Consider the following 20,502-nt stretch of genomic DNA (forward strand, 5'->3'; position numbering starts at 1 on the left):
AAAAGACCGACAGTCTGATGACTGTCGGTCTCACTCAACTTATAAAACTTTAAGAAGCGGGAATTACGATTTTCTGTCCAACTTTCAGGTTGTGTACATCTGGGATTACGTTAAATGTGACAATCTTGCGCCAGTCCACACCATATTTTAAGCCGATACGGTACAAGTTATCGCCTTTTTTCACCACATATACCACTTTGCCGCCCGCTGGTTTCTCAGGCTGTGGCTTGGTCGTTGGTTTGGTTGGAGTAGTCGGCTCCGTAGGTTTAGTTGGCTTTGTAGGCGTAGGAACAGGCTCCGCACCTGTTTCAGGTGTTGTCGTTGCTTCACCTGTCAGTTTCAAGCCATACTCTGCAAAACCTTCATTGTTCGTACCGATGAACGACATCGCCGGGTTTGCTTCAACCAGACCTTTTGCATCCGGGGAAGAAGCAAACACAACTTCAAGATCGTTCAGCGCTGCTGCGGTTAACCCAGCAGATGGCTTGATTGGTGCCAGGGACCAGTTGCCGTCCGCTGCCGGATTAATCGTTTTATTCTCACGGATGTAGTCGATGATCACTTGACGGTTCTCATCTGGTGCAGCCAGAACGATCCGTTTACCGTCCGGGTTAGCCAGCTTGGACGAAGAAGCACGGTAGTTATTCGTCGCTACGATGAATTTTTGCGCTGGGTCAATCGGTTTACCGTTAAAACTCAGATCCTTGATCCGGCTTGCGGATGCATTTACAACGGTTGCTTTGCCGTCATACTTGGCTGGTTGTGTCACATCAATCTGATATGTCACACCATCGATAACATCGAAGTTGTACGTCGGGAAGTCGTTGTTGATCAGTTGTTGTTGTCCACCTTTAGCCGGGTCGATCTGGTTGAACTGGCCTGCAGACCATTCCAGCCATTCTTTCAATTCTGCGCCGTTAACCATTACAGCATGTACCGTATTTGGATATACGTACAGGTCAGCAACGTTTTTGATCGCAATGGTTCCTTTAGGGATATTCGTGTAATACGAAGCGCCTGAACGTCCACCGGCTTTGAATGGTGCACCTGCGGACAATACAGGGATTTTCTCATATTCCGTGCCTTGCATATGTTTTTCGACATACCATTTCTGTGCATTCGTTACGATCTGAATGGATGGATCATCCTGAACCAGAGCGAAGAAGCTGTTGATAGGTGCAGTCGTTTCGCCCACCGGACCACGAACATACTCCAATGTACCTTCATGCTCTTCATGAACCGCATCAATGATGTCCTGATCCGCATCTACCAGTGGCTTTTTGTTGGCTGTGTCATAGATCGGGCGTGCTTCCGTTTTGGAATCTACCACTTTCCATTTGCCATCAACCAGCTCCAGATCCAGGTCGATGATACCAAGATGATCACCCCAGAACCCTGGCTCTACAGCAGGAACGCCATTAATTGTACCTTTCTCAAGGTCTACCCCTTTTTTGCCGGCAAAATCAGCACTTGGGAATACTTTGTGAGCATGTCCAAACAGAATGGCATTAATGCCTTCTACCTGGCTCAGGTACAGGACGGAGTTCTCCATCAGATCCGTTTGAGGGATATCCTCAAATCCGGAGTGAGGGATGGCTACAATAATGTCGGCACCTTCAGCCTTCATTTTTGGAATGAATTTTTTCGCGGTAGCAATAATATCCTTGGCGATTACTTTGCCTTCAAGGTTAGCGCTGTCCCACTGCATGATTTGAGGCGGTACAAATCCGATCACACCCACTTTGATCGTATGTTCTTTGCCCGTCTCATCCGTTACTTTTTTATCCAAAATCTCATACGGTGTGAAGTAATTCTTGTCATTTGTCTCATCATCATCACCATCGTCTACATAGACATTGGCATTAATGTAAGGGAAGTTTGCTCCCTCCAGCGTCATGTCCAGGAAGTCCAGGCCATAGTTGAACTCGTGGTTACCGATATTACCTGCATCATAATCAAGCAGATTCATCGCTTTATATACAGGGTGAGTCTCACCCTTTTTCAGTGGATCAATCTTCGCAACATAGTCTCCCAGCGGGTTACCCTGAATCAGATCACCATTGTCGAACAGCAAGCTGTTCTTGGCTTCATCACGCGCTTTTTTGATCAGTGTAGCTGTTTTGGCGAGTCCATACTGGTCTGTCTCTTTGTCGGAATAATAGTCGTAGTTAATCAGATTGTCATGAATATCTGTTGTCTCCATGATCCGCAGTTTAACTTTGGTAGCATCCGCAGCCGACACAGGTACCGGAAATACCGCAAGCACGTTTAATGCAACCAAAGCGGCAGTCAGGCTTGATAATACTTTTTTTCTCATTTTCAAAATAACCCCTCCCGGTTATGTACATTGAATCATGCATTAATGGGCAAACGAAGAGCGCAGAAAAAAGATAGATTTCATGGGTTGTGCGTACTGACGCTCTGATGACATGCATCGGAATTTCAGGTAAGTTTATCTCACATGAACATCTATTTATGTCTGTGCTTGTCGTTTACATTCCAAATCATAACGCAATGTTCAGTCATTGAAAAGCATTATTTTTTACATTACCCGCATATACCTAGGCGAGTTTACATTATCATGCGTGATTTCGACAATTTTTTCAACATTTTAGTAGGTATTTAGTGCTTATTATCTTTAAAATACGTATATTACATGTGTCTTACATGTATATCCAATTCAGCGTTATTCATCCACACCAAAAACCGTGAAACCTTAATGGCTTTCACGGTTGGATTAAACTCTGCGCGTATTTTCGCATAAGGACGCTACTTTGCAGAGGTTATTTTCATATTCGGATTATTGTTCCCACACATGATGTTCATGATCTTTCCCTGTATATTCGATACGAGCCGGGGTGATGTCCAGAATGACATAGTTAGGATCATTAGGTCCATCGAACCACGCCTTCAGTTCGTCGTTCCACACTTGCTCACGCAAGCCTTCGTTCTTTGTCACTTCACAGGTTCCTTCAATCTCAACTACTTCCTTGGAACCACCAGCCTCATAACCTAGTAGCAGGCTAACATTCGGATTATTCTCCAGTTCCTCTACTTTGTGTGTACGGCGGTTCGTTGCCAGATGAATGTTCAGTCCATCGTTGAAAAGCGCCATATAGCGGGACTTCGGTTTACCATTCTCCACAGTGGAGAAGCTACAAAAAGGGTTGTTTTCCAATGCTTTTACAATGTTTTGTTCCAATTCAGTCTGGTTCATGGGAAGTGCTCCTTTCGGTTTGGGGGATATTGGGAGGACTCTGTAGAAGGCCGTTGCGGGTACGGATCGTTCTTTGGATCGCTGTTATCCCCAGATTTTTTTGATTCCCTTTTCTCAAAGGGAAAATCCGGTGATAAAGGCGAACGCTTTGCTTCCTCAGAATCGATTCCGTCCCCTCCACTACGTCTACTGTTCTTCCAATTAAGGGTGAATAATAAAAAGTACAAGAGAAGTGTAGTTGTTACTATCTCTTTGTGTTTAATGACAGTTCATTAATCCCTTATTACTAGAGACAGCTTAATGCAAATGCTTTTGTAATAAGCCTGTACTTATAGTGTACCCACCTCACCTATGGTGAATCCATGAACCGATACGCTAACGTGACAAAATTGGAAATGTTCTTTATAAAAATGTTTACATAAAGGGGTTAGCACGATATTTCTTCTTGGCTGATTTAATTCAAATCTCCAAGATAGATTGAGGAGGAATCCGATTTAAGCAGCAATTCGCCAATTGTTTTTGGATATAAACGAATCTGGGACAGCTCTTCAAGTGCAATCCATTCCACGGCGACTTGGTGGTCGTCTGGATTGGAGCCTTCAAAAATAGTTGCAGCGGGATCTATCAGGCTGCACGCAAAATAAAATTCAACCTGGTGGATGTCTGCATCCCACTCGGCGAATTCATGATTTTTTCCGATATACTCCCGGATATGTAACAGCTCTCCCACGTTCACGGCCTGACCAATCTCCTCCAGACATTCACGTGCGACCGCATCCTTGAGTTCTTCACCTTTCTCCTGTCCTCCACCTGGGAACACATAAGCGGTACCATATTGGTCTTCCAGCCGGATGACCAGCAATCGTCCATCCTGCACAATGACAGCTTTTGCCGAGTTGCGTATGGGTTTCATTCTGTTGATCCACTCCTTGTCATTCCAAAATTTCAAAGTTCAATCCGAACAACCTGATAAAATTATTGTTCTACTGAACAGGCGTATCATCCGTGGTATGCGGGGATAACTTAATGCCTTTCGATTCCAACACACGACGAATCTCTTGAGCAAATGCGAGAGCGTTTACTCCGTCACCGTGGATACAGACCGTCTCTGCCTTAATGGGAACCAATGTACCATCCGTGGATACAACCACGCCGTCTTTCACCATCCGAAGCACTTGAGCAATCGCTTGTCCCGACTCTTCAATGAGGGCTCCAGCTTGGCTTCTAGGGGTGAGCTTACCATCCGCCCCATAGGTTCGATCTGCAAACACCTCGCTCACACTGCGCAGACCGATGCGATCCGCTGCGCGAATCAGCTCACTGCCTGCCAGACCATACAAATACAGATCAGGCTGTCCTCGATAGATTGCCTCGGCGATGGCTTCAGCAAGCTTCGTATCTTCTGCAGCCATATTGTATAAAGCTCCATGTGGTTTTACGTGATGCATTCGCCCTCCGCTTGCCCGGACAAAGGCATCCAGCGCACCCATCTGATATACCACCATGTCATATGCTTCCCGTGGCGTAATGTCCATACGCCTTCTGCCAAACCCTTGCAAATCCGGCAACCCAGGGTGGGCTCCAATCGCAACCTGATGCTCCAATGCCCTCTCCACCGTCAGCCGCATTGTAGCCGGGTCCCCTGCATGAAATCCGCAGGCAATATTGGCTGATGTAATCAAGGGTAGAATGGCTTCGTCCGATAGCGTGCGATATATACCATAACTTTCGCCCAGATCACAATTGATATCCAAGGTTTTCGAGGTATTCATTAAGCGCCCCCCATTCCTGCCATTCTTCTGCGTATCAACTTATCCATGAGCTGCATATTGATTTCCTGTTCCATATACAACTGTCCAGCTTGATCATGTGTAATCTTCTGAAAAGAAATTTGAGTTCCTGGCCTAGCCTGAGCCAGGATTGGCATATCCACCCGAGCTACCTGTGCAATGACAGGATAACCTCCAATCGTCTGATGATCTGCCATCAAGATGATGGGCTGACCATCCGGTGGAACCTGCACCGTGCCATAGGTAACGGCTTCAGACAGCCGATCCAGGGGCTGATCCAGCTCCAGTATGGAGCCTTGCAAGCGATAGCCCATCCGATCGGATCGTGAAGAGATCACGTATTTTTCGGCATAGAATTGTCCCAGACTCGTCTCGCTGAACAGCAAACTATCCTTGCTCTCCATCACACGAATAACAGGTTGCCCATAATAGTCAGGTCTTTCACGTTCAGATAAAAGCCACGCAGGCGCCAATATTCGGTGGTCCCACTCACTCTCCTTTACCTGCTGCTCCATACGCTGCATCCAACCTTGCGCTTCGACAGAAAGTTCACCATTGGATAACAGATCCCCCACGCGCAAGGCTCGCCCATCCATACCGCCAAGACCTGTCTTGAGGTCTGTACTTCGACTGCCCATCACTTCAGGCACAGCTATTCCACCCGCAATCGCCAGATATCCACGCAAACCATGGCGACACGGGCCAAATTTCAGTACACTTCCAGCCCGCACCAGCACAGGACGCCACAAAGGTACAGGCAGATGATCCACCGTTGCCGTCAGATCGGCTCCACATAATGAGACTAGCTGGCTCTCCTGAAATCGAAGCTCCGGTCCCGTCATCGTCATCTCCAGCACTGCCGCATGTCGGGAGTTGCCCACAAGCATATTGGCTGCTCTGGCTGCAAAGGTGTCCATGACCCCGCCAGGATGAATACCATACCGGCGATAACCGGTTCTGCCTTCATCCTGAACGGTAGATAACAGACCAGGGCGAATCACTTCAATACTCATCGCTCGCCCTCCTTCCGCTTCAACGCCAGATACTCCTGCATCGTAATCTGTTCAAATCGAACCCGATCACCTGCTGCCAGCAAACTCGGTACGTTCTCATCCGGCCGAAACAACCGGAGTGGCGTTCGTCCAATACATTGCCATCCTCCGGGTGTGTCCACCGGATAGATTCCCGTCTGTTTAGCACCAATACCTACGGTACCCGCCTCAACCCGAATCCTTGGCGTTGCCCGTCTGGGCGTAGCAATCTGTTCAGACAACCCGCCGAGATACGGAAAACCCGGTGCAAATCCAATCATATGTACGAGATAATCCCCGGATGTATGAATCGCAATAACGTCTTCTGGGGTCAGTCCATGTTCACTGGCAACGTAGTCCAGATCAGGCCCCCACTCGCCACCGTAACATACGGGAATCGTGACCGTTCTGGGTTTGTCTTGTACGGATTCCTTCATTTGATTCAACTGCTGAAGCAGAATCCGGCATAACTTGGGGTACGGGGAGATGAACGGATCATAAAATACTGTAACGGACGTGTAAGAAGGTACCCATTCGATCATAGCTGGCAAAGTGCTTTTTTCCAGCAAAGCACAGACAGACATCACTCTGCGCTGCACCGCGTCAGACAATTGATCTCCACACTGGATGATAACCGCTGCCTCACCCAGCGGATATAAAATCTCCTCCGTCCATGAATACGGCTGTTTGGTCATGCGCCATCTCCCCCTTTGTCCACAAAGTTTAGCGTATCGTTATTTATCTCTCTCCAATGCCTGCAATACCAGTGAACAAACCGCCGGAAACGGCTCATCTTCTTCTGTACGTATCGCAAGATACAGTGTCTGCAAAAACAGGCGCACATTCAGGCTCCTATGACTGGTTTCCAGAAGTGATCTGTTCACCACCTGGTCTCCTTGATGAAGAGAATCGATCCACAACGTAATATCCTTTTGCTCCAACAGATTGCGACGAAGAATGGTAATTACAGCATGTGCTATTCGCTGATCTTCATCATGGATGTAAACCACACTTGATTCCGTTATTTTTACAGCGAGTGCGTGCAGAAGTTCCAGCAGATCCGTTCGCTCCAGATATGGCGACTGTGCCAGATCTTCAACCGCATCCGCCGCATGTGCAGGGGCATGCGCCCAGCCCTTGTTATCGGCGTAGCCGCGAACATCTTTTTCACGTTCCAGATATGTAGTCAACCGATGATGAATCCCTGCGATATCCTCTTTGTCCAGGAAAGGACGCTGACGATCCACATTCAGAATGGGAGGCAGTAACAATACGGAGAACGTCCGCGTAAACACACTATCCGTTCCCTGCTCTCCGATCCCATAGAACAGGTGCTGATCGTCCAGCGCCAACTGCAACATATGCCTTAGCTGATCTTCCGAAAATACACCCTGTCCAATCCAGGTTGCAAACGTAACATAGATCAATTCATCCCGCAGGACACGGTCAGTACTACCAATATGGCTCATCATATGCAGTGCCAATTCGTAAGGCTGTTCCTCGTGATCAATGAAATGATTAGAAGACTGAATATGCTGTAATTTTTGTTTTAACGTCAGAGCATCCATCTATTAAGACTCCCCGGGCGAATCCAAATGCACGCTGCAATTGTACAGTTCGCATTGCCATGCATTCTCATTCTTGGCGATCCGGGTAATGGATGTGTTGGACAGTTTCACGCTGATATCAAGCTCAGGCACCAGACCTCGCAGTGTATTCCGCAGGACGGCTCCGTGACTGACAACGATCACTCTTCCATCGGGGTGCTGCTGTACAATATCCTCAAGCACCGCACTGCCTCGAACAGTCCCTGCATCTGCAAGCTCACGTCCCAGATCCAGAGTACTCCAGTCCGCTCCCCACTTGGCTATACGTTCCTCTTCCGTCGTTCCTTCGACCTGTCCTCCGCCCATCTCGCGAAGTCTAGGGTCCAGATGAATCTCCTGAATGCCCAAGCGATCACCAATAATGTGAGCTGTCTCACTTGCACGTTCCAAGTCACTTGCATAGATGGCATCCCAGGATTCCTCGGCCAGTCTCGCGGCAAGTAATACCGCCTGTTCCCTGCCATCCTGATCCAGCGGATTATCCGTCTGTCCCTGCGAACGTTTTTCCTTATTCCAAGCTGTGCTTCCATGGCGAATCAATGCAATTTGAGTCATTGTTGTTCCTCACCTTTTTCTATATGAAGTTCATCTTCTGTAAAATGTTTACGTGCCTTCGGCTTGGCAAATTTGCCGCCATTATATTGAGCAGACCCGTTTCTCGGAATGGAGAGACTGTCCCAAGCTGTTTCTTTAAGCATTTTCGCGGCAAATACAATCTGCCCGACATGATACGGATAATGCGCCAATTGCCGAATAATTGCCTCCATGACGGTATGACCTTCATTCCGAATATATATGATATGAGACAATTGCTCCGGGGTAAATGAACGAATGGCTTCGAGTAGACAATTCCAGCCTTCTTCCCAATTGGAGAGCAGCTCTTCCCGGGAAGAAATATCATTCACGAATTCGGCGTCCCGTTCACGCCATGGTTTCTCTCCATCTGTTGTCAGTACATCCGTCCAGCGGGACAACATATTGCCCCATAAATGTTTTACGATTACCGCAATGCTGTTCGCGTCTTCATTCCAGGATTGAAACAATTGCTCGGAATCCAGTTGTGCCATGGCTTTTTCCCCGAGCTGCTTGTAATACAAGAATTGCTTCTCGGCTGTCTCCAGAAAAACCTGATTCATATCCATCCGTTAACCACCCTTCGGAAAAGTATGTTGTCCCCAGATCATGTTCAAACAGAAGCGTCACATGTTATTTTATTCAGGAAATGAGAATGTACCGTCTGCATTCGGTTCAAATGGAATGACTTTGCGAACCGCATCCAGATTGAGCTCTCCATAGATATGTGGATATAGTTCATTCAATTCGTAGAGATCCTCATACACCAGTTCCGGCTTCAACGCCTTCTCATCAATACTAAGTAATAACAGATCCGTGCGGCCTGCATAATATTGCCCGGCTACCCATGGGATCTGTTCCTTGGTGGAACAATGAATGAATCCGTCTGTCTCCAGGCTATCTGGTGCATACTCAGTCCCCTTTGACACTTGGTCCCACAACGAACGGGAAATAATACTATAGATCATGGTTCTGCCTCCTTCAATTTCTGTGATGTACCCTATGTGTCATTGGAAGTATTATAGATCATCCCGGATACGGGAGTACACTTTTTGATCCGTAAATACACCTTTGATCTTCAACTGTTTGCGTAGCAAACCTTCGTACGACATGCCCAGCTTTTCCATTACGCGTGCAGAGCCTATGTTGCCTGCATTACATTTCCCCTCCAGCCGATTGCAGTCCAATTCCCGAAAGCAATAATCCACGATGGGTTGCATCGCTTCTGCTGCGAGACCCTTACCCCATTGACTGCTGGCTATCGCGTACCCTAGTTCAGCACTCTGCATGGGCTCATTGAGATGAAAAATTCCACCTCTCCCGATCAAGGTCCCTGTTTCCTTCAAAATAAAAGCCCAGATATGTACCGTTTTCCGTTCATAATTATCCAGTACCCGCTGAATATATTGAATTGAATCCTCCACCGTCTCATGGCAGTTCCACAAGCTTTGCTGACTCACTCGCGGATCAGAGGCAAATGCATAATATTCATCGAGATCATCCATCGCAAGCCGCCTCAGCTTTAACCGCTGTGTTTCGAATTCGGGCAATTCGGCAAAAAGTTTTTCTACATTCATTCAACACACCTCCATGATTCACTTGAGTTCATGATCCAGCCATCTTATTTCTCAGGAAATAACGATCTATCACAAACATGCACAGAATACCGACCGTATATCGAATCAGATCGATCACCAGAAAACCATGTCCCAATATAAGAGCACCTAATACGGTAGAGCGTATCTCAATCAGCCAAGGCGTCTGAATCAACTGTGAGAACTCAATCATCCAGCTGAATACGCAACTCAAACACATCGCCCATACCAAGCTGCGATGAGGCCACACCATGCGTATTCCGAAATAGATCATGCCTGCCCAACATGCATCACCTAAATGTTCATGCACCCAATCCGGCAATCTTTCACCAAAGTGTCTGGATGCGAGTCCTGCCGCCATGGTCATCATGACTGCGAAGAAATAGATCAGCCTGTCTCTGATAAGTACGCTTTTCAATCAATCACACGCCTTCATCAAGCACTTGTAAAATAAATTGCGTTTTGGCAGCGGTATACGATTCCCTATCTTCCTTGTTCTCATCAGCAAGCTTCGTCTTCAGGACGGCGTAAGCTTCCACCAGATCTGGGCGTTTTCTCAGTACATCCCGAAACCGAATTTGACGATCCCAGCGTTCTTCTCCCGGGCGCATAAGATGAAGGTGTACAGCTCTCTTGCCATCCTTAACCCTGACCCAGAATCGTCTGTACTCCCGTCCATCCAGTTCAGGCGGAACGTAATTCCAGCCCACCGGATTCAGCTGATCGGCAATCAGATCCATGTCATCCCATGACTGTACCTCTGCCATCAGATCAATAATGGGTTTTGCGGGTAATCCGGGAATGGATGTGCTTCCGATATGTTCGAATTGCTGGATATTAAACTGCTGTAGAAGACGTTTGAGTTGCAGGATTTCTTCCTGAGCCTGTGCGTCCCAGTTGGGGTTGGCCGGAGCAATCTCTACCGACTCTGTCGCCCAGGAAGGCCAGTTTTCTGGTTGCAATGGATCTTTCATTCAGGAACCTCCTCTTCACCATGACATTTTAAATGGTAACCTTATTGTTGTTAAAGCAGAAGGCATTTCAGATACATATTTCTATATATCCAAAAAAGGAGCGTATGTCTACGCCCCTTGGTTGTCTGTTACCTTGATGATATTGATGATTTTAACGATGTCATGTACTGAAACTAATTTTTGATTCATGCAAGATGTTTCATTATATGAAGATTTATTTTACCGTAACAGGGATCGTCACTTTTTTATTGCCCCACTTGGCCGTGATGGACGTTTTCCCTTTGCCTACAGCCACAATCTTACCATTTGTTACTGTCGCTACGCCCGGCTTTGTGCTGCTCCACACCGCACTGTTGGTCACAACAGTGGTTTTGCCCGTATCATACTGTGCCATCACACTCAGCGTTGTACTTCCCTGTGGGGACAAAACCAGTTTTTTCTGGCCAGTAATCAACTTTTTGAGTAAAGGTACAACAGTAACCTCTGCCTTTATTGTCTGATTTTGATAAGTTCCTGTCAAGGTGGCTTGTCCCTCGGTCAGCGTCTTAACGGCTCCATTTTTCACGATAGCTACATTTGTATTGGAAGAGGTCCATATCACTTGTTTCGAAAGGTTGATCGTTTTGCCGTTTGCGTAGGTGCCGATCACCTTCAACGCTTTGGACTTCTTGATGTTCAGCTGCATTGTGGCAGGAGTGACTTCAACTTTGGTAATCTCGTCCGTCACGGCAACAGGAACTTTTACAATCGTTGTTCCGTACTTGCCTTGCAGCAATACTCTGCCGGGTGTAACGCCTTTGATTTTACCGTTTTCCAGCACAGCTGAAGAAGTGGATACGGACCATACAATCTCAGACGTCACATCCTCTTCCTTACCATTCGCACGGGTAATGCTTACTTTCGGAAGGGTGCTTTCACTGCCTTTAACAAAACTGTAGGATTTCGGTGAAGCTTTGATGCTTTTAATCTTCTCCTGCACTTGGACAACCAACTGGGCTTTAGACCCGTCTACTTCTGCAAAAATGGTTGCTTCGCCCGCAGCCACAGCCTTGACTTTGCCTTTCACCATCGTCGCAACCGCTGCATTACTGGTGGACCAAGTCACGCCTTCGGTAACATCCTGCTTGTTATCAAAACCTTCTACTGTTGCCATCACCTGAAGCGCAGCTGTTTCGGAAACACTCATCTTCTGCGGGCTGCTATTGGTTATTTCAATCGATGTCACGTCACCGGTAGCCGCCAAGGCCAACGAAGGGACCAGTATTGTTAATGCCATAATTAGAGCAAGTGTGCCTCGAAGCGCCAGTTTGATTCTATTCATTTTTAATTTCCAACTCCCATAATCCAATATTTTACTTCTATTATATTATATCGGATACGAACTGCATAAAGTTGAATGTCGTAAATGGGAGTCTTGGAACAATTCATGAGATCTGCGTGTAATCGTTATAAAAAACTTTGAATCTAGCCCAACATAGTAGGAGCTTGGTTTATGTAAATACTATTTCAGTCGAAAATGGGATGTCCATCGTCACATACAACATGACGTGTGGAACATCCCCTTTTTGAATTCCTAAAGCTTTAACCTCTCTAATTCACTTCATCCTACTTTGGCAAAATCAAGCTCTCGGCCCCGCCCATATAGGGCCGCAGGGCTGCCGGAATGTGAATGCTTCCATCCTCCTGCTGATGATTCTCAAGCAAAGGTATCAGGATACGCGGCGACGCTACCGCCGTATTATTGAGCGTGTGACAGTAGGCCAACTTGCCTTCGGCATCGAGGCAACGAATATTTGATCGGCGAGCCTGAAAATCATGCAGATTCGAAGACGAATGTGTTTCTCCATATGCACCGCGGCTTGGCATCCAGGTCTCGATGTCATACTGTTTGTACGTTTTCTGCGACATATCCCCGGTACATACAGCGACAACACGATACGGCAGTTCCAATAATTGCAGCAATTCTTCGGCGTGTCCCGTAATCTCTTGCAGCATACGTTCCGATTCTTCCGCATCAGGGGTACAGAGAATGACCTGCTCAACTTTGGTAAATTGGTGCACACGATACAATCCGCGTACATCACGTCCGCCGGAGCCAACTTCACTGCGGAAACACGTCGATACCGCAGCCAGCTTCACAGGCTCTTGAACATCGACAATCTCATCCGCATAATACGAGACCAGCGGCACTTCAGAAGTTCCCACCAGCCACTTGTTCTCCCCTTCGAGTTCATAGACCTGATCTCGACCGGTTGGGAAGAATCCGGTGTTCACCAGTGCATCCTCCCTGACCATCAGCGGAACCTCCATCGGTGTGAAGCCGTGCTTCAGAAGCAAATCAAGCGCAAGTTGCTGTACTGCTCGATGTAATAACAGGCCAGCGCCTTTTAATACATAGCTTCGCGTACCGCCAATCTTAACTCCACGGGGAATATCGATGAGATCATGCAACTCCCCAAGTTCCACGTGATCTTTGGTGTTATACTCGAACGTTGGCACCTCTCCCACACGTCGCAGCTCTACATTGTCTGCGTCCGACAAGCCATTGGGGGTATCCGGGGACACGATATTGGGTACCAGCCATTGTAGTTTGGTTACTTCCTCCTGCACAGGGGCGAGCCTCGCTTCCACCTGTTCCAACTGTTCATTGATCTGTTTCACCTGAGCCCGCAAACCCTCGGCCTGTTCCCGATTCCCGGCCTGCATGAGTCTGCCAATGTCCGCGGATAACGTATTGCGCAATCTGCGTCCTTCTTCCGATTCCTGCAAAAGTGCCCTGCGTTCCTCATCCCGCTCTAACAATGTGCGAATGTTGATCTTGATTTTTTTCCCGTCTGCCGCTGCCTGAACCTCTTCTGCATGTGCCCGAATCCATTTCATTTCTAACATGGTCACCGTCTCCTTTGGCTGTAAAAATACAAAGAGCGCCCTCATCCCTTGGGACGAGGAGCGCTCTGCTCGCGGTGCCACCCAACTTGCTGAATCAGGATATCCTGCTTCCAGCCTCTTGGTCCGCGATAACGGGCGGTTCCGGTTAACTTGGGGAAATATCGCTCCCCTGGCGAAAACGCCTCCGAGTTGGATGCTCTTCAACGGCATGGTCCGATCTGTAATTGTTGGTCTCAGTATATACGAACGCCGGACCAGATTGCAACCTTCTGTATCGATCAGGAATTCATGGCACAACTTAACATGTCCTGTTATGATAGACTTTGTCTTCAAGATTGCGCTTTATTATGATCCTCAATTTATGTATATAAGTAGAAGGAGTTCTTTATGAAAAAATTACTTTGGATCGGATGTCTGTCCTATTTCCTGATTGGACTTGCCCACGTTGTGCTCGGTTCCATTCTACCGGTTGCACTTGAACATTACGGCAAAGATTATAGCCAAGGCGGAACGCTGATCTTTGCTCAATTTGCCGGATTCCTGGGTGGTGTATTGTTATCTCCATGGCTGAACAGACGCTTTGGTAAACGGGGAGGCCTGTTAATCGCCACAGCGTTGCTCTGTATTGCAGAATTATCCTACATGCTGCTGCCACCATGGGGCTGGATGTTCGTCATTGCACCCGCTGCCGGCTTTGGATTCGGAATGGTTGAAGCTGTTATTGGCACCATTATCATCGCTGCAATCAAAGACAATACAGCCGTTGCTATGAGTCGACTGGAAGTGTTATTCGGGATTGGGGCGATGGTCATGCCGCTCATTGCCAGCGGTCTGATTGCTGCCGGATACTGGCGTCTCTCCTTTCTCGTTGTTGCGATCTGCGCAGCGCTGACCTTTGTTTTCTGGGCGAAAGGATCATTCGGTGAACTCGATAAGTTTCTGGAGCGACAGAGTTCAAATCATGCTTCCGTAAATACGCACTCTGCTGGGACATCGGGTGAGATGAATCCCGCATCTGCAAGTACATCCAGTCCAACCTATCGTGGCCGTAACAGGACTCTTCTGGTATTATTCGTCCTGTTCTTCTTCCTCTATGTTGGCACAGAGATGAGTCTTGCGAACTTCATGCCGGCGATCCTGATTGAGAAAATGAACATGAAGGAAGCAGGAGCAGTGCTTAGTGTCACCTGTTTCTGGATTGCCATGTCCGTGGGACGGCTCTTCGCCGGTTATATCGCAGAAAAATTCCAATACCGCGTATATGTCCTGTACAGTTGTCTTGCATCTGTTCTCTTGTTAATGATATTTCCATTTACAAACCAAATCTGGTCTGCATTTCTCATCATCTTACTGCTTGGACTTGCGATGTCAGGGATATTCTCCATTGCCCTTGTCTTCGCCAGTAAACTGCTGCCCGGAACAGAAGAATCCACACCCAGCATTTTGATTGCCTCAGGTGGGGTTGGCGGTGCCATTCTGCCTTTGACTACGGGATGGAGTCTTGATCATCTGGCGGTTAATCAGTCTGCATGGATGCTTGCGATCTTTGCAGTTGGCCTGCTTGTCATTAGCGTAATCACGTATCAATGGCAGAACAAACATATAGCCAATTCTGCGACTTAACAGTTCTCTGTTGATCCAGTCCTGAGGATTAGAAATACCTATTAAAGAAATCAAGATGTCTACTGTCATGACCTGACGGTGGACATCTTTTTGTAGCATTACTCTGTTCTAACAAACCTAGCACACGCTATTCCCCTCCATTTCCGCATATTTGAAATCTAACGAATCCTAGAGACGTTATTGTAGGTAATTATCTAAAATTCAAGGTCTCGTTGCAGTTTCTTAGCATAATAACGCCGCTGAGATTCGTTAGATTTTTCATTTCCTAAAAACCGGCCTAATAAGGTGTCCTCGATTCGTTAGCACTGTAATCATGGTGGCAAGTGCCCTATCTTTGCCTCTCTAATCACCTTTCATTAAAGGTGAGAATAATATCTATTCATTTCCACAAGATTGCCCAGGAAATACTTCGGAACCAGCTCTATCACACGCTTTTGTTAACGACAGGCATTACGGGCCCGTTATCCTTGATGAATTTACCGAATACATATCGCACGAGTGGACCCAGAATGATCAATTGATATGGAAGCGCCAGGCTGAAGTTACGAGCGATTGTGTGAAGGTACGTACGGAGTAAGGACGCCCCACTTAATTGATCCGCAAGATATGCCGAGATCATTCCATACATGGACATGATCAGAACCATGCCAATCACCATGAAAAATGACATGACGAGCACACCCAAAATCTTGTTGGACTTGTCAAAGGGCAAGGAGAATGCAATCTTTCTCGCCACAGGGCCAACAATGAAAGACTCCACCAGAAACGCGATGACAAAACATAATATGAATTGAAGCAGTATCTCAAGCGGGGACATCTTGCCGAGTAACCCACTGTGCCATAGATTGAAGAACATCATGACCAAGACCATTCCTGTACACATCATTAATCCAAAAATAATCTGTTCCTTCTTGCTGGTTGGCAATTCTCTCATCCTCTCTGTTTACCTCGTAATTATAGAGATGACGAAACCCTCCACATAAGTGAACATTCTGTGAACAATTATGATTTTTCCAAATTAAAACTGGATTTGACAACCATGTAGTATAACCCTATCATATCCCTTAAAATGGTAGAAACATTCACTACATAAGGAGGATTTGGATTATGAGTTTTCAAAAACGCATTGACCACGTCGGCATTGTCGTGCGTGATCTGGAGACCACGCTGCGTTTCTATACGGAGATTGTTGGTCTTGAATTGAAAGACCGGGTAACCCACACCAACGGCGCCATTCAGCTCGCCTTTCTTGGCTTCAATGGAAGTAACGAGACTGAGATTGAGTTAATTCAAGGGTACAGCGACAAGCTACCTGCCGAAGGAACCGTGCACCATTTTGCCATCCACGTGGATAATCTTGATTCTGAGTACAATCGCATTCAAGCTACCGAAGCCGAATTTATCGATGGAGAGATTATCACACTGCCTAACGGTTACCGTTATTTCTTCATCTATGGACCTGAAAAGGAATGGATTGAGTTCTTCCAACGCTAAGAATTGGAGTTGATTTATGAACATTATAATTACCGGCGCAGCCGGAAAAATTGGACGTGACTTGTCCCAACACTTGTCAGAGGCATTTCACCTTCGACTAACGGATTTAAATATCGACAGACTGCATACGTATCAAGGGACCGGCCATGAGATCATGACACTGGATGTGACAGATCCCGAAGCCTGTCAGCATGCTTGCGAAGGCATGGATGTGGTTGTACATCTGGCGGGAGACCCTTCCCCGAATGCCGGGTTTTATGAATCGTTGTTGGACATCAATATCAAAGGTACATTTAATGTATTCCGCGCAGCTAAAGACCAAGGTGTGCAAAGAGTCATTCTGGCAAGCAGTGCACAGACGATTGAGGGGTATCCCATTGATGCTCAAGTCTATCCAGACATGCCGACACGCCCACGGAATTTGTACGGGGTTAGCAAATGTTTTGGAGAATCGCTCGCTTCCTATTTTGCGTATACCGAAGGTTTACAAAGTGTTGCGGTACGTATAGGTGCATATGATGACTTTCAACCGGACGGACCAGCGCTGGAGGCAAGGGATATGAGCGCGTATATTAGTCCGGCTGACTTGTGTGATTTGATGTTCAAAGCAATTACAGCTACCGATCTGGAGCCCTTCACCATACTGCATGGGATCTCGAATAATCGGTTTAAACGATTGAATCTGGAAACCACTCAGAAACAGGTAGGCTATGATCCGAAATCCGATGCTTTTGCACTCAGTCAGATTTCCTTATATGATTCGCCACGATAATTATTGAAAATAACACATCCAAACAGGCTGTTATACATATGTATAACGGCCTCTTTGATAAGTTCATACGTGTACCCATCCAGTTCCTGACTGGACACGTTCCACCGGCTGGCCTATAATTACACCTAGTAATGCCCGTAACTTCATAGTTTCCCAGGGGAGTCGGAATTGGCCGGCTGAGAGTGTATCCCACCAAGATACTAACCCTTAGACCTGATCTGGATCATGCCAGCGTAGGAATCGGAGTATATCGAAATGGCACAGCCCTATGGCTGAACGCCACCTCTCTAACGCCTGCACGCGTCCCGGACTATGGGACGCTTTTTTTGTCTATCAGAGAGTATAAGTTTGGAGGCATCACCTTTCTGATATTGCAAGAAAAACTGCCGCTAAACGCGGTCTGGCTTCTTCGAATGACATCGATAGACGTTTTCTTATGTTTAAAATAACGTCATCCAGAGCTCAACTGGTATAAATCTGTCGATTTATGCAAGATGATTGGATATGAAGCCAAGGAGTACCCCGTGCCAATCGGCCGGATATACCGAAGGAGAGAACCACAGATGAAATGGCGTAAAACGATGGGATTGTTGCTCTTATGCGTGCTTATGGTGACTGTAGCCGCATGTGGTGGCAAAGAAGCTGCCCCAGCTGGGCAGAACGGCAACACAAATACGGAAAGCAGCAACGAAGGTGACACTGCCGCCCTGAAAGATATTAAAGTGGTGCTCGACTGGACACCGAATACGAATCACACAGGCCTGTATGCGGCTGTAGATCAAGGTTTTTACAAGGCCGAAGGCTTGAACGTGGAGATTGTACAACCAGGTGCCGGTGGCGCAGATACGATGGTTGCCTCCAATGAAGTGCCTTTTGGCGTAAGTTATCAGGAGAGTGTAACTCAAGCCCGCACACAGGGTGTTCCACTCGTCTCCATCGCAGCAGTTATTCAGCATAATACATCTGGTTTCGCTGCTCCGGCGGATCGGAATATCAAGTCACCGAAAGATTTTGAAGGTAAAACCTATGGCGGTTGGGGTTCCCCAGTCGAAGAGGCCGTGATGCAATCCATTATGGAAGGCGACGGAGCCGATGTATCGAAAGTAAAAAATATTAACATGGGCGATGCTGACTTCTTTACCGCTGTGAAACGCGATATCGATTTTGCCTGGATTTTCTACGCCTGGACAGGTATTGAAGCCGAACTGCGCGGGGAACCGATCGACATGTTATATGTGAAGGATTATTCAGAAGCATTGGATTACTACACGCCTGTCCTCGTAACAAACGAGCAGACGATCCAAAACGACCCTGAGTTGGTGAAAGCATTCCTGAAAGCCACCTCCGAGGGGTATCAATATGCGATTGATCATCCCGAAGACGCTGCGAACATTCTGATCAAGGCCGTACCGGATCTGGATAAAGACCTCGTGCTCGCAAGCCAGAAATGGCTTAGTCCAAAATACACAGATGACGCCCCGCGCTGGGGAGAACAAAAACAGGAAGTATGGCAGAACTACACCGACTGGATGTTTAGCAAAAAACTTCTCGATGAACAGATCGATGTGAGCAAAGCATATACAAACGAGTTTTTACCCCAATAAAAATTGCTTAAGTTTAACTTTTTTACACAAGAACGAAGAGTGCAGAACCCATCTGAAGAAGCGAAGCGCTCACCTAAAAGCTTTCTGAAAGAAAGCTGCATCGGAAGCATACGCTATCCCCGGATTTCCTCCATTAGAATTCATTAAAGAAATCCGGGGATAACAGTGATCGGAAGAGGGTACTGCAATCGGAGTGATAAGTGTAAACTTGGTTTAATTCATGCAATTTATCACGAAAGGAGCCGTGATCTCTCATGGCAAGCACATTACTTAGCATTCAGGTTATCCCGAAAACGCCAAATGGCGAGAACTCTTATCCTTACGTAGATCGCGCCATTGAAGTTATTCAGCAATCCGGCCTGAAATATCAGGTGAACGCGCTCGACACCACGATGGAGGGGGAACTGGAGGAACTGCTGGAGGTTGTCCGCAAGATGCACGAGGTACTTGTGGAGGCTGGCAGCCCAAGCATCATCTCCCAGATCAAAATCGCCCATAGCCCTGCTGGCTTCAGCATGGATACCCTGACGGAGAAATACCGCTAATGCCTGCCTATTTTAAAAGTGTATGGCCGCCCATTGTGGCGGTTATTCTCTTTATAGCGATATGGCAGGGAGCCGTCTCCCTCTTCCATATTGAGAAATGGATGCTGCCTGCACCGTCCGACATCGCCCGCGAAGCGGCAACCCAGGCCGAACGACTTGGTATGCACGCTTCCGCAACCATTCAGTTAACGCTGATTGGATTCGCCGCTGGAACAGCGGTTGGATTACTGATTGCGATGGTGCTGCATTTGGTCCCTTTTCTCAAGTCAGCCCTGTATCCTTTACTTATTCTTAGTCAAAATATCCCAACCATCGCGCTCGCGCCGCTCCTGTTAATCTGGTTCGGATTCGGGCTACTGCCCAAGCTGATTACGATCATCCTCGTCTGTTTCTTCCCCGTTGCGGTGGCAGCCATGGACGGCTTGACCCGTACAGATGCAGCGATGATGAACTATATGCGCATGGCTGGTGCGAAACGTCATCAGATCTTCTGGAAGCTGGAGCTCCCCCATGCGCTGCCATTCGTGTTCTCCGGTGTCAAAATCGCCGCTACCTATAGCGTGATGGGTGCCATCATCGCCGAATGGATTGGTGCAGACAAGGGTATTGGTTATTATATGATGCTGCAAAAGTCGGCTTATCGTACGGACCGCTTATTCGTGGCGATCATGATTATTGTCGCGCTCAGCTTGCTGCTCTTCCTGTTCATTGCCCTACTGGAGAAGCTTCTCGTGCGCTGGCGGCCACAGAAGCGATAGTAAAGAAGTAATCTGTATATTAGGAAGTGA

At 47.2% G+C, this 20,502-nt stretch carries 22 protein-coding genes and 1 riboswitch; of the genes, 6 read left to right on the forward strand and 16 right to left on the reverse strand.

What is annotated here, in order from left to right; translation table 11 throughout:
* Window positions 1-49 precede the first annotated feature (49 nt).
* The 15 genes from ACDJ59_RS23570 to serS all read right to left on the reverse strand — a co-directional run bounded on the left by ACDJ59_RS23570 (window position 50) and on the right by serS (window position 13,676).
* Window positions 50-2,323 (reverse strand): bifunctional 2',3'-cyclic-nucleotide 2'-phosphodiesterase/3'-nucleotidase, encoded by a 2,274-nt coding sequence (locus tag ACDJ59_RS23570; RefSeq protein ID WP_413406210.1) that lies wholly within the window; start codon window positions 2,321-2,323, stop codon window positions 50-52.
* Between the two features lie 477 nt (window positions 2,324-2,800).
* Window positions 2,801-3,217 (reverse strand): pyridoxamine 5'-phosphate oxidase family protein, encoded by a 417-nt coding sequence (locus ACDJ59_RS23575; RefSeq protein WP_017690978.1) that lies wholly within the window; start codon window positions 3,215-3,217, stop codon window positions 2,801-2,803.
* Between the two features lie 454 nt (window positions 3,218-3,671).
* Window positions 3,672-4,130, reverse strand: a complete 459-nt coding sequence (locus ACDJ59_RS23580; RefSeq protein WP_074093245.1) for an NUDIX domain-containing protein — start codon at window positions 4,128-4,130, stop codon at window positions 3,672-3,674.
* A 70-nt stretch (window positions 4,131-4,200) separates the two neighbouring features.
* Entirely contained in the window at window positions 4,201-4,989 is a 789-nt protein-coding gene (locus ACDJ59_RS23585; protein ID WP_413406212.1) for a LamB/YcsF family protein, read from the reverse strand.
* Window positions 4,989-6,020, reverse strand: a complete 1,032-nt coding sequence (locus ACDJ59_RS23590) for a biotin-dependent carboxyltransferase family protein (RefSeq protein ID WP_413406214.1) — start codon at window positions 6,018-6,020, stop codon at window positions 4,989-4,991. Before ACDJ59_RS23590 ends, ACDJ59_RS23585 begins: the two co-directional genes overlap by 1 nt.
* Window positions 6,017-6,733 carry a 5-oxoprolinase subunit PxpB gene (gene pxpB / locus ACDJ59_RS23595; RefSeq protein WP_413406216.1) on the reverse strand — a complete coding sequence of 239 codons (717 nt, stop codon included), beginning with the start codon at window positions 6,731-6,733 and terminating at the stop codon, window positions 6,017-6,019. Before pxpB ends, ACDJ59_RS23590 begins: the two co-directional genes overlap by 4 nt.
* Window positions 6,734-6,772: 39 nt before the next feature.
* Window positions 6,773-7,606 carry a DUF2785 domain-containing protein gene (locus ACDJ59_RS23600; protein ID WP_413406218.1) on the reverse strand — a complete coding sequence of 278 codons (834 nt, stop codon included), beginning with the start codon at window positions 7,604-7,606 and terminating at the stop codon, window positions 6,773-6,775.
* A 3-nt stretch (window positions 7,607-7,609) separates the two neighbouring features.
* A complete protein-coding gene (locus tag ACDJ59_RS23605) occupies window positions 7,610-8,200 on the reverse strand; it encodes a histidine phosphatase family protein (protein ID WP_413406220.1) in 591 nt (196 codons plus the stop codon).
* Complete coding sequence (locus ACDJ59_RS23610) at window positions 8,197-8,787, reverse strand: DUF1572 family protein (RefSeq protein WP_413406222.1); 591 nt, start codon at window positions 8,785-8,787, stop codon at window positions 8,197-8,199. The genes ACDJ59_RS23605 and ACDJ59_RS23610 overlap by 4 nt, the downstream gene beginning before the upstream one ends.
* 69 nt (window positions 8,788-8,856) lie before the next feature.
* A complete protein-coding gene (locus ACDJ59_RS23615; protein ID WP_413406224.1) occupies window positions 8,857-9,186 on the reverse strand; it encodes a DUF952 domain-containing protein in 330 nt (109 codons plus the stop codon).
* Between the two features lie 51 nt (window positions 9,187-9,237).
* Window positions 9,238-9,795 carry a GNAT family N-acetyltransferase gene (locus ACDJ59_RS23620; RefSeq protein ID WP_413406226.1) on the reverse strand — a complete coding sequence of 186 codons (558 nt, stop codon included), beginning with the start codon at window positions 9,793-9,795 and terminating at the stop codon, window positions 9,238-9,240.
* 28 nt (window positions 9,796-9,823) lie between these two features.
* Window positions 9,824-10,231: a DUF2809 domain-containing protein gene (locus ACDJ59_RS23625; RefSeq protein ID WP_413406228.1), complete on the reverse strand. Its 408-nt coding sequence runs from the start codon at window positions 10,229-10,231 to the stop codon at window positions 9,824-9,826.
* A gap of 4 nt (window positions 10,232-10,235) precedes the next feature.
* Window positions 10,236-10,787, reverse strand: coding sequence for a GrpB family protein (locus ACDJ59_RS23630; RefSeq protein ID WP_413406230.1), 552 nt, complete (start codon window positions 10,785-10,787; stop codon window positions 10,236-10,238).
* A gap of 214 nt (window positions 10,788-11,001) precedes the next feature.
* Entirely contained in the window at window positions 11,002-12,108 is a 1,107-nt protein-coding gene (locus ACDJ59_RS23635; RefSeq protein ID WP_413406232.1) for an Ig-like domain-containing protein, read from the reverse strand.
* Window positions 12,109-12,392: 284 nt separating this feature from the next.
* Window positions 12,393-13,676 carry a serine--tRNA ligase gene (gene serS / locus ACDJ59_RS23640; RefSeq protein ID WP_413406234.1) on the reverse strand — a complete coding sequence of 428 codons (1,284 nt, stop codon included), beginning with the start codon at window positions 13,674-13,676 and terminating at the stop codon, window positions 12,393-12,395.
* A gap of 387 nt (window positions 13,677-14,063) precedes the next feature.
* Here serS and ACDJ59_RS23645 point away from each other — a divergent pair, with 387 nt between their 5' ends.
* Window positions 14,064-15,299, forward strand: coding sequence for an MFS transporter (locus ACDJ59_RS23645; protein WP_413406236.1), 1,236 nt, complete (start codon window positions 14,064-14,066; stop codon window positions 15,297-15,299).
* A 424-nt stretch (window positions 15,300-15,723) separates the two neighbouring features.
* On the opposite strand, the gene ACDJ59_RS23650 is transcribed toward ACDJ59_RS23645, so the two are convergent.
* A complete protein-coding gene (locus tag ACDJ59_RS23650; protein ID WP_413409901.1) occupies window positions 15,724-16,224 on the reverse strand; it encodes a hypothetical protein in 501 nt (166 codons plus the stop codon).
* 182 nt (window positions 16,225-16,406) lie between these two features.
* On the opposite strand from ACDJ59_RS23650, the gene ACDJ59_RS23655 reads away from it, so the two are divergent.
* From ACDJ59_RS23655 to ACDJ59_RS23675, 5 genes are all read left to right on the forward strand, one after another.
* Window positions 16,407-16,793, forward strand: a complete 387-nt coding sequence (locus ACDJ59_RS23655) for a VOC family protein (RefSeq protein ID WP_413406238.1) — start codon at window positions 16,407-16,409, stop codon at window positions 16,791-16,793.
* 16 nt (window positions 16,794-16,809) lie between these two features.
* Window positions 16,810-17,565, forward strand: a complete 756-nt coding sequence (locus ACDJ59_RS23660) for an NAD-dependent epimerase/dehydratase family protein (RefSeq protein ID WP_413406240.1) — start codon at window positions 16,810-16,812, stop codon at window positions 17,563-17,565.
* Window positions 17,566-17,710: 145 nt separating this feature from the next.
* A riboswitch (TPP riboswitch) is annotated at window positions 17,711-17,823 on the forward strand.
* Window positions 17,824-18,128: 305 nt separating this feature from the next.
* Window positions 18,129-19,169, forward strand: coding sequence for an ABC transporter substrate-binding protein (locus ACDJ59_RS23665; protein ID WP_413406242.1), 1,041 nt, complete (start codon window positions 18,129-18,131; stop codon window positions 19,167-19,169).
* Between the two features lie 254 nt (window positions 19,170-19,423).
* A complete protein-coding gene (locus ACDJ59_RS23670; protein WP_127551654.1) occupies window positions 19,424-19,714 on the forward strand; it encodes an MTH1187 family thiamine-binding protein in 291 nt (96 codons plus the stop codon).
* Window positions 19,714-20,472: an ABC transporter permease gene (locus ACDJ59_RS23675; RefSeq protein WP_413406245.1), complete on the forward strand. Its 759-nt coding sequence runs from the start codon at window positions 19,714-19,716 to the stop codon at window positions 20,470-20,472. The genes ACDJ59_RS23670 and ACDJ59_RS23675 overlap by 1 nt, the downstream gene beginning before the upstream one ends.
* The last annotated feature ends 30 nt before the right edge of the window (window positions 20,473-20,502 follow it).

Source organism: Paenibacillus amylolyticus (assembly GCF_047302515.1).
Lineage (GTDB): Bacteria > Bacillota > Bacilli > Paenibacillales > Paenibacillaceae > Paenibacillus > Paenibacillus amylolyticus_G.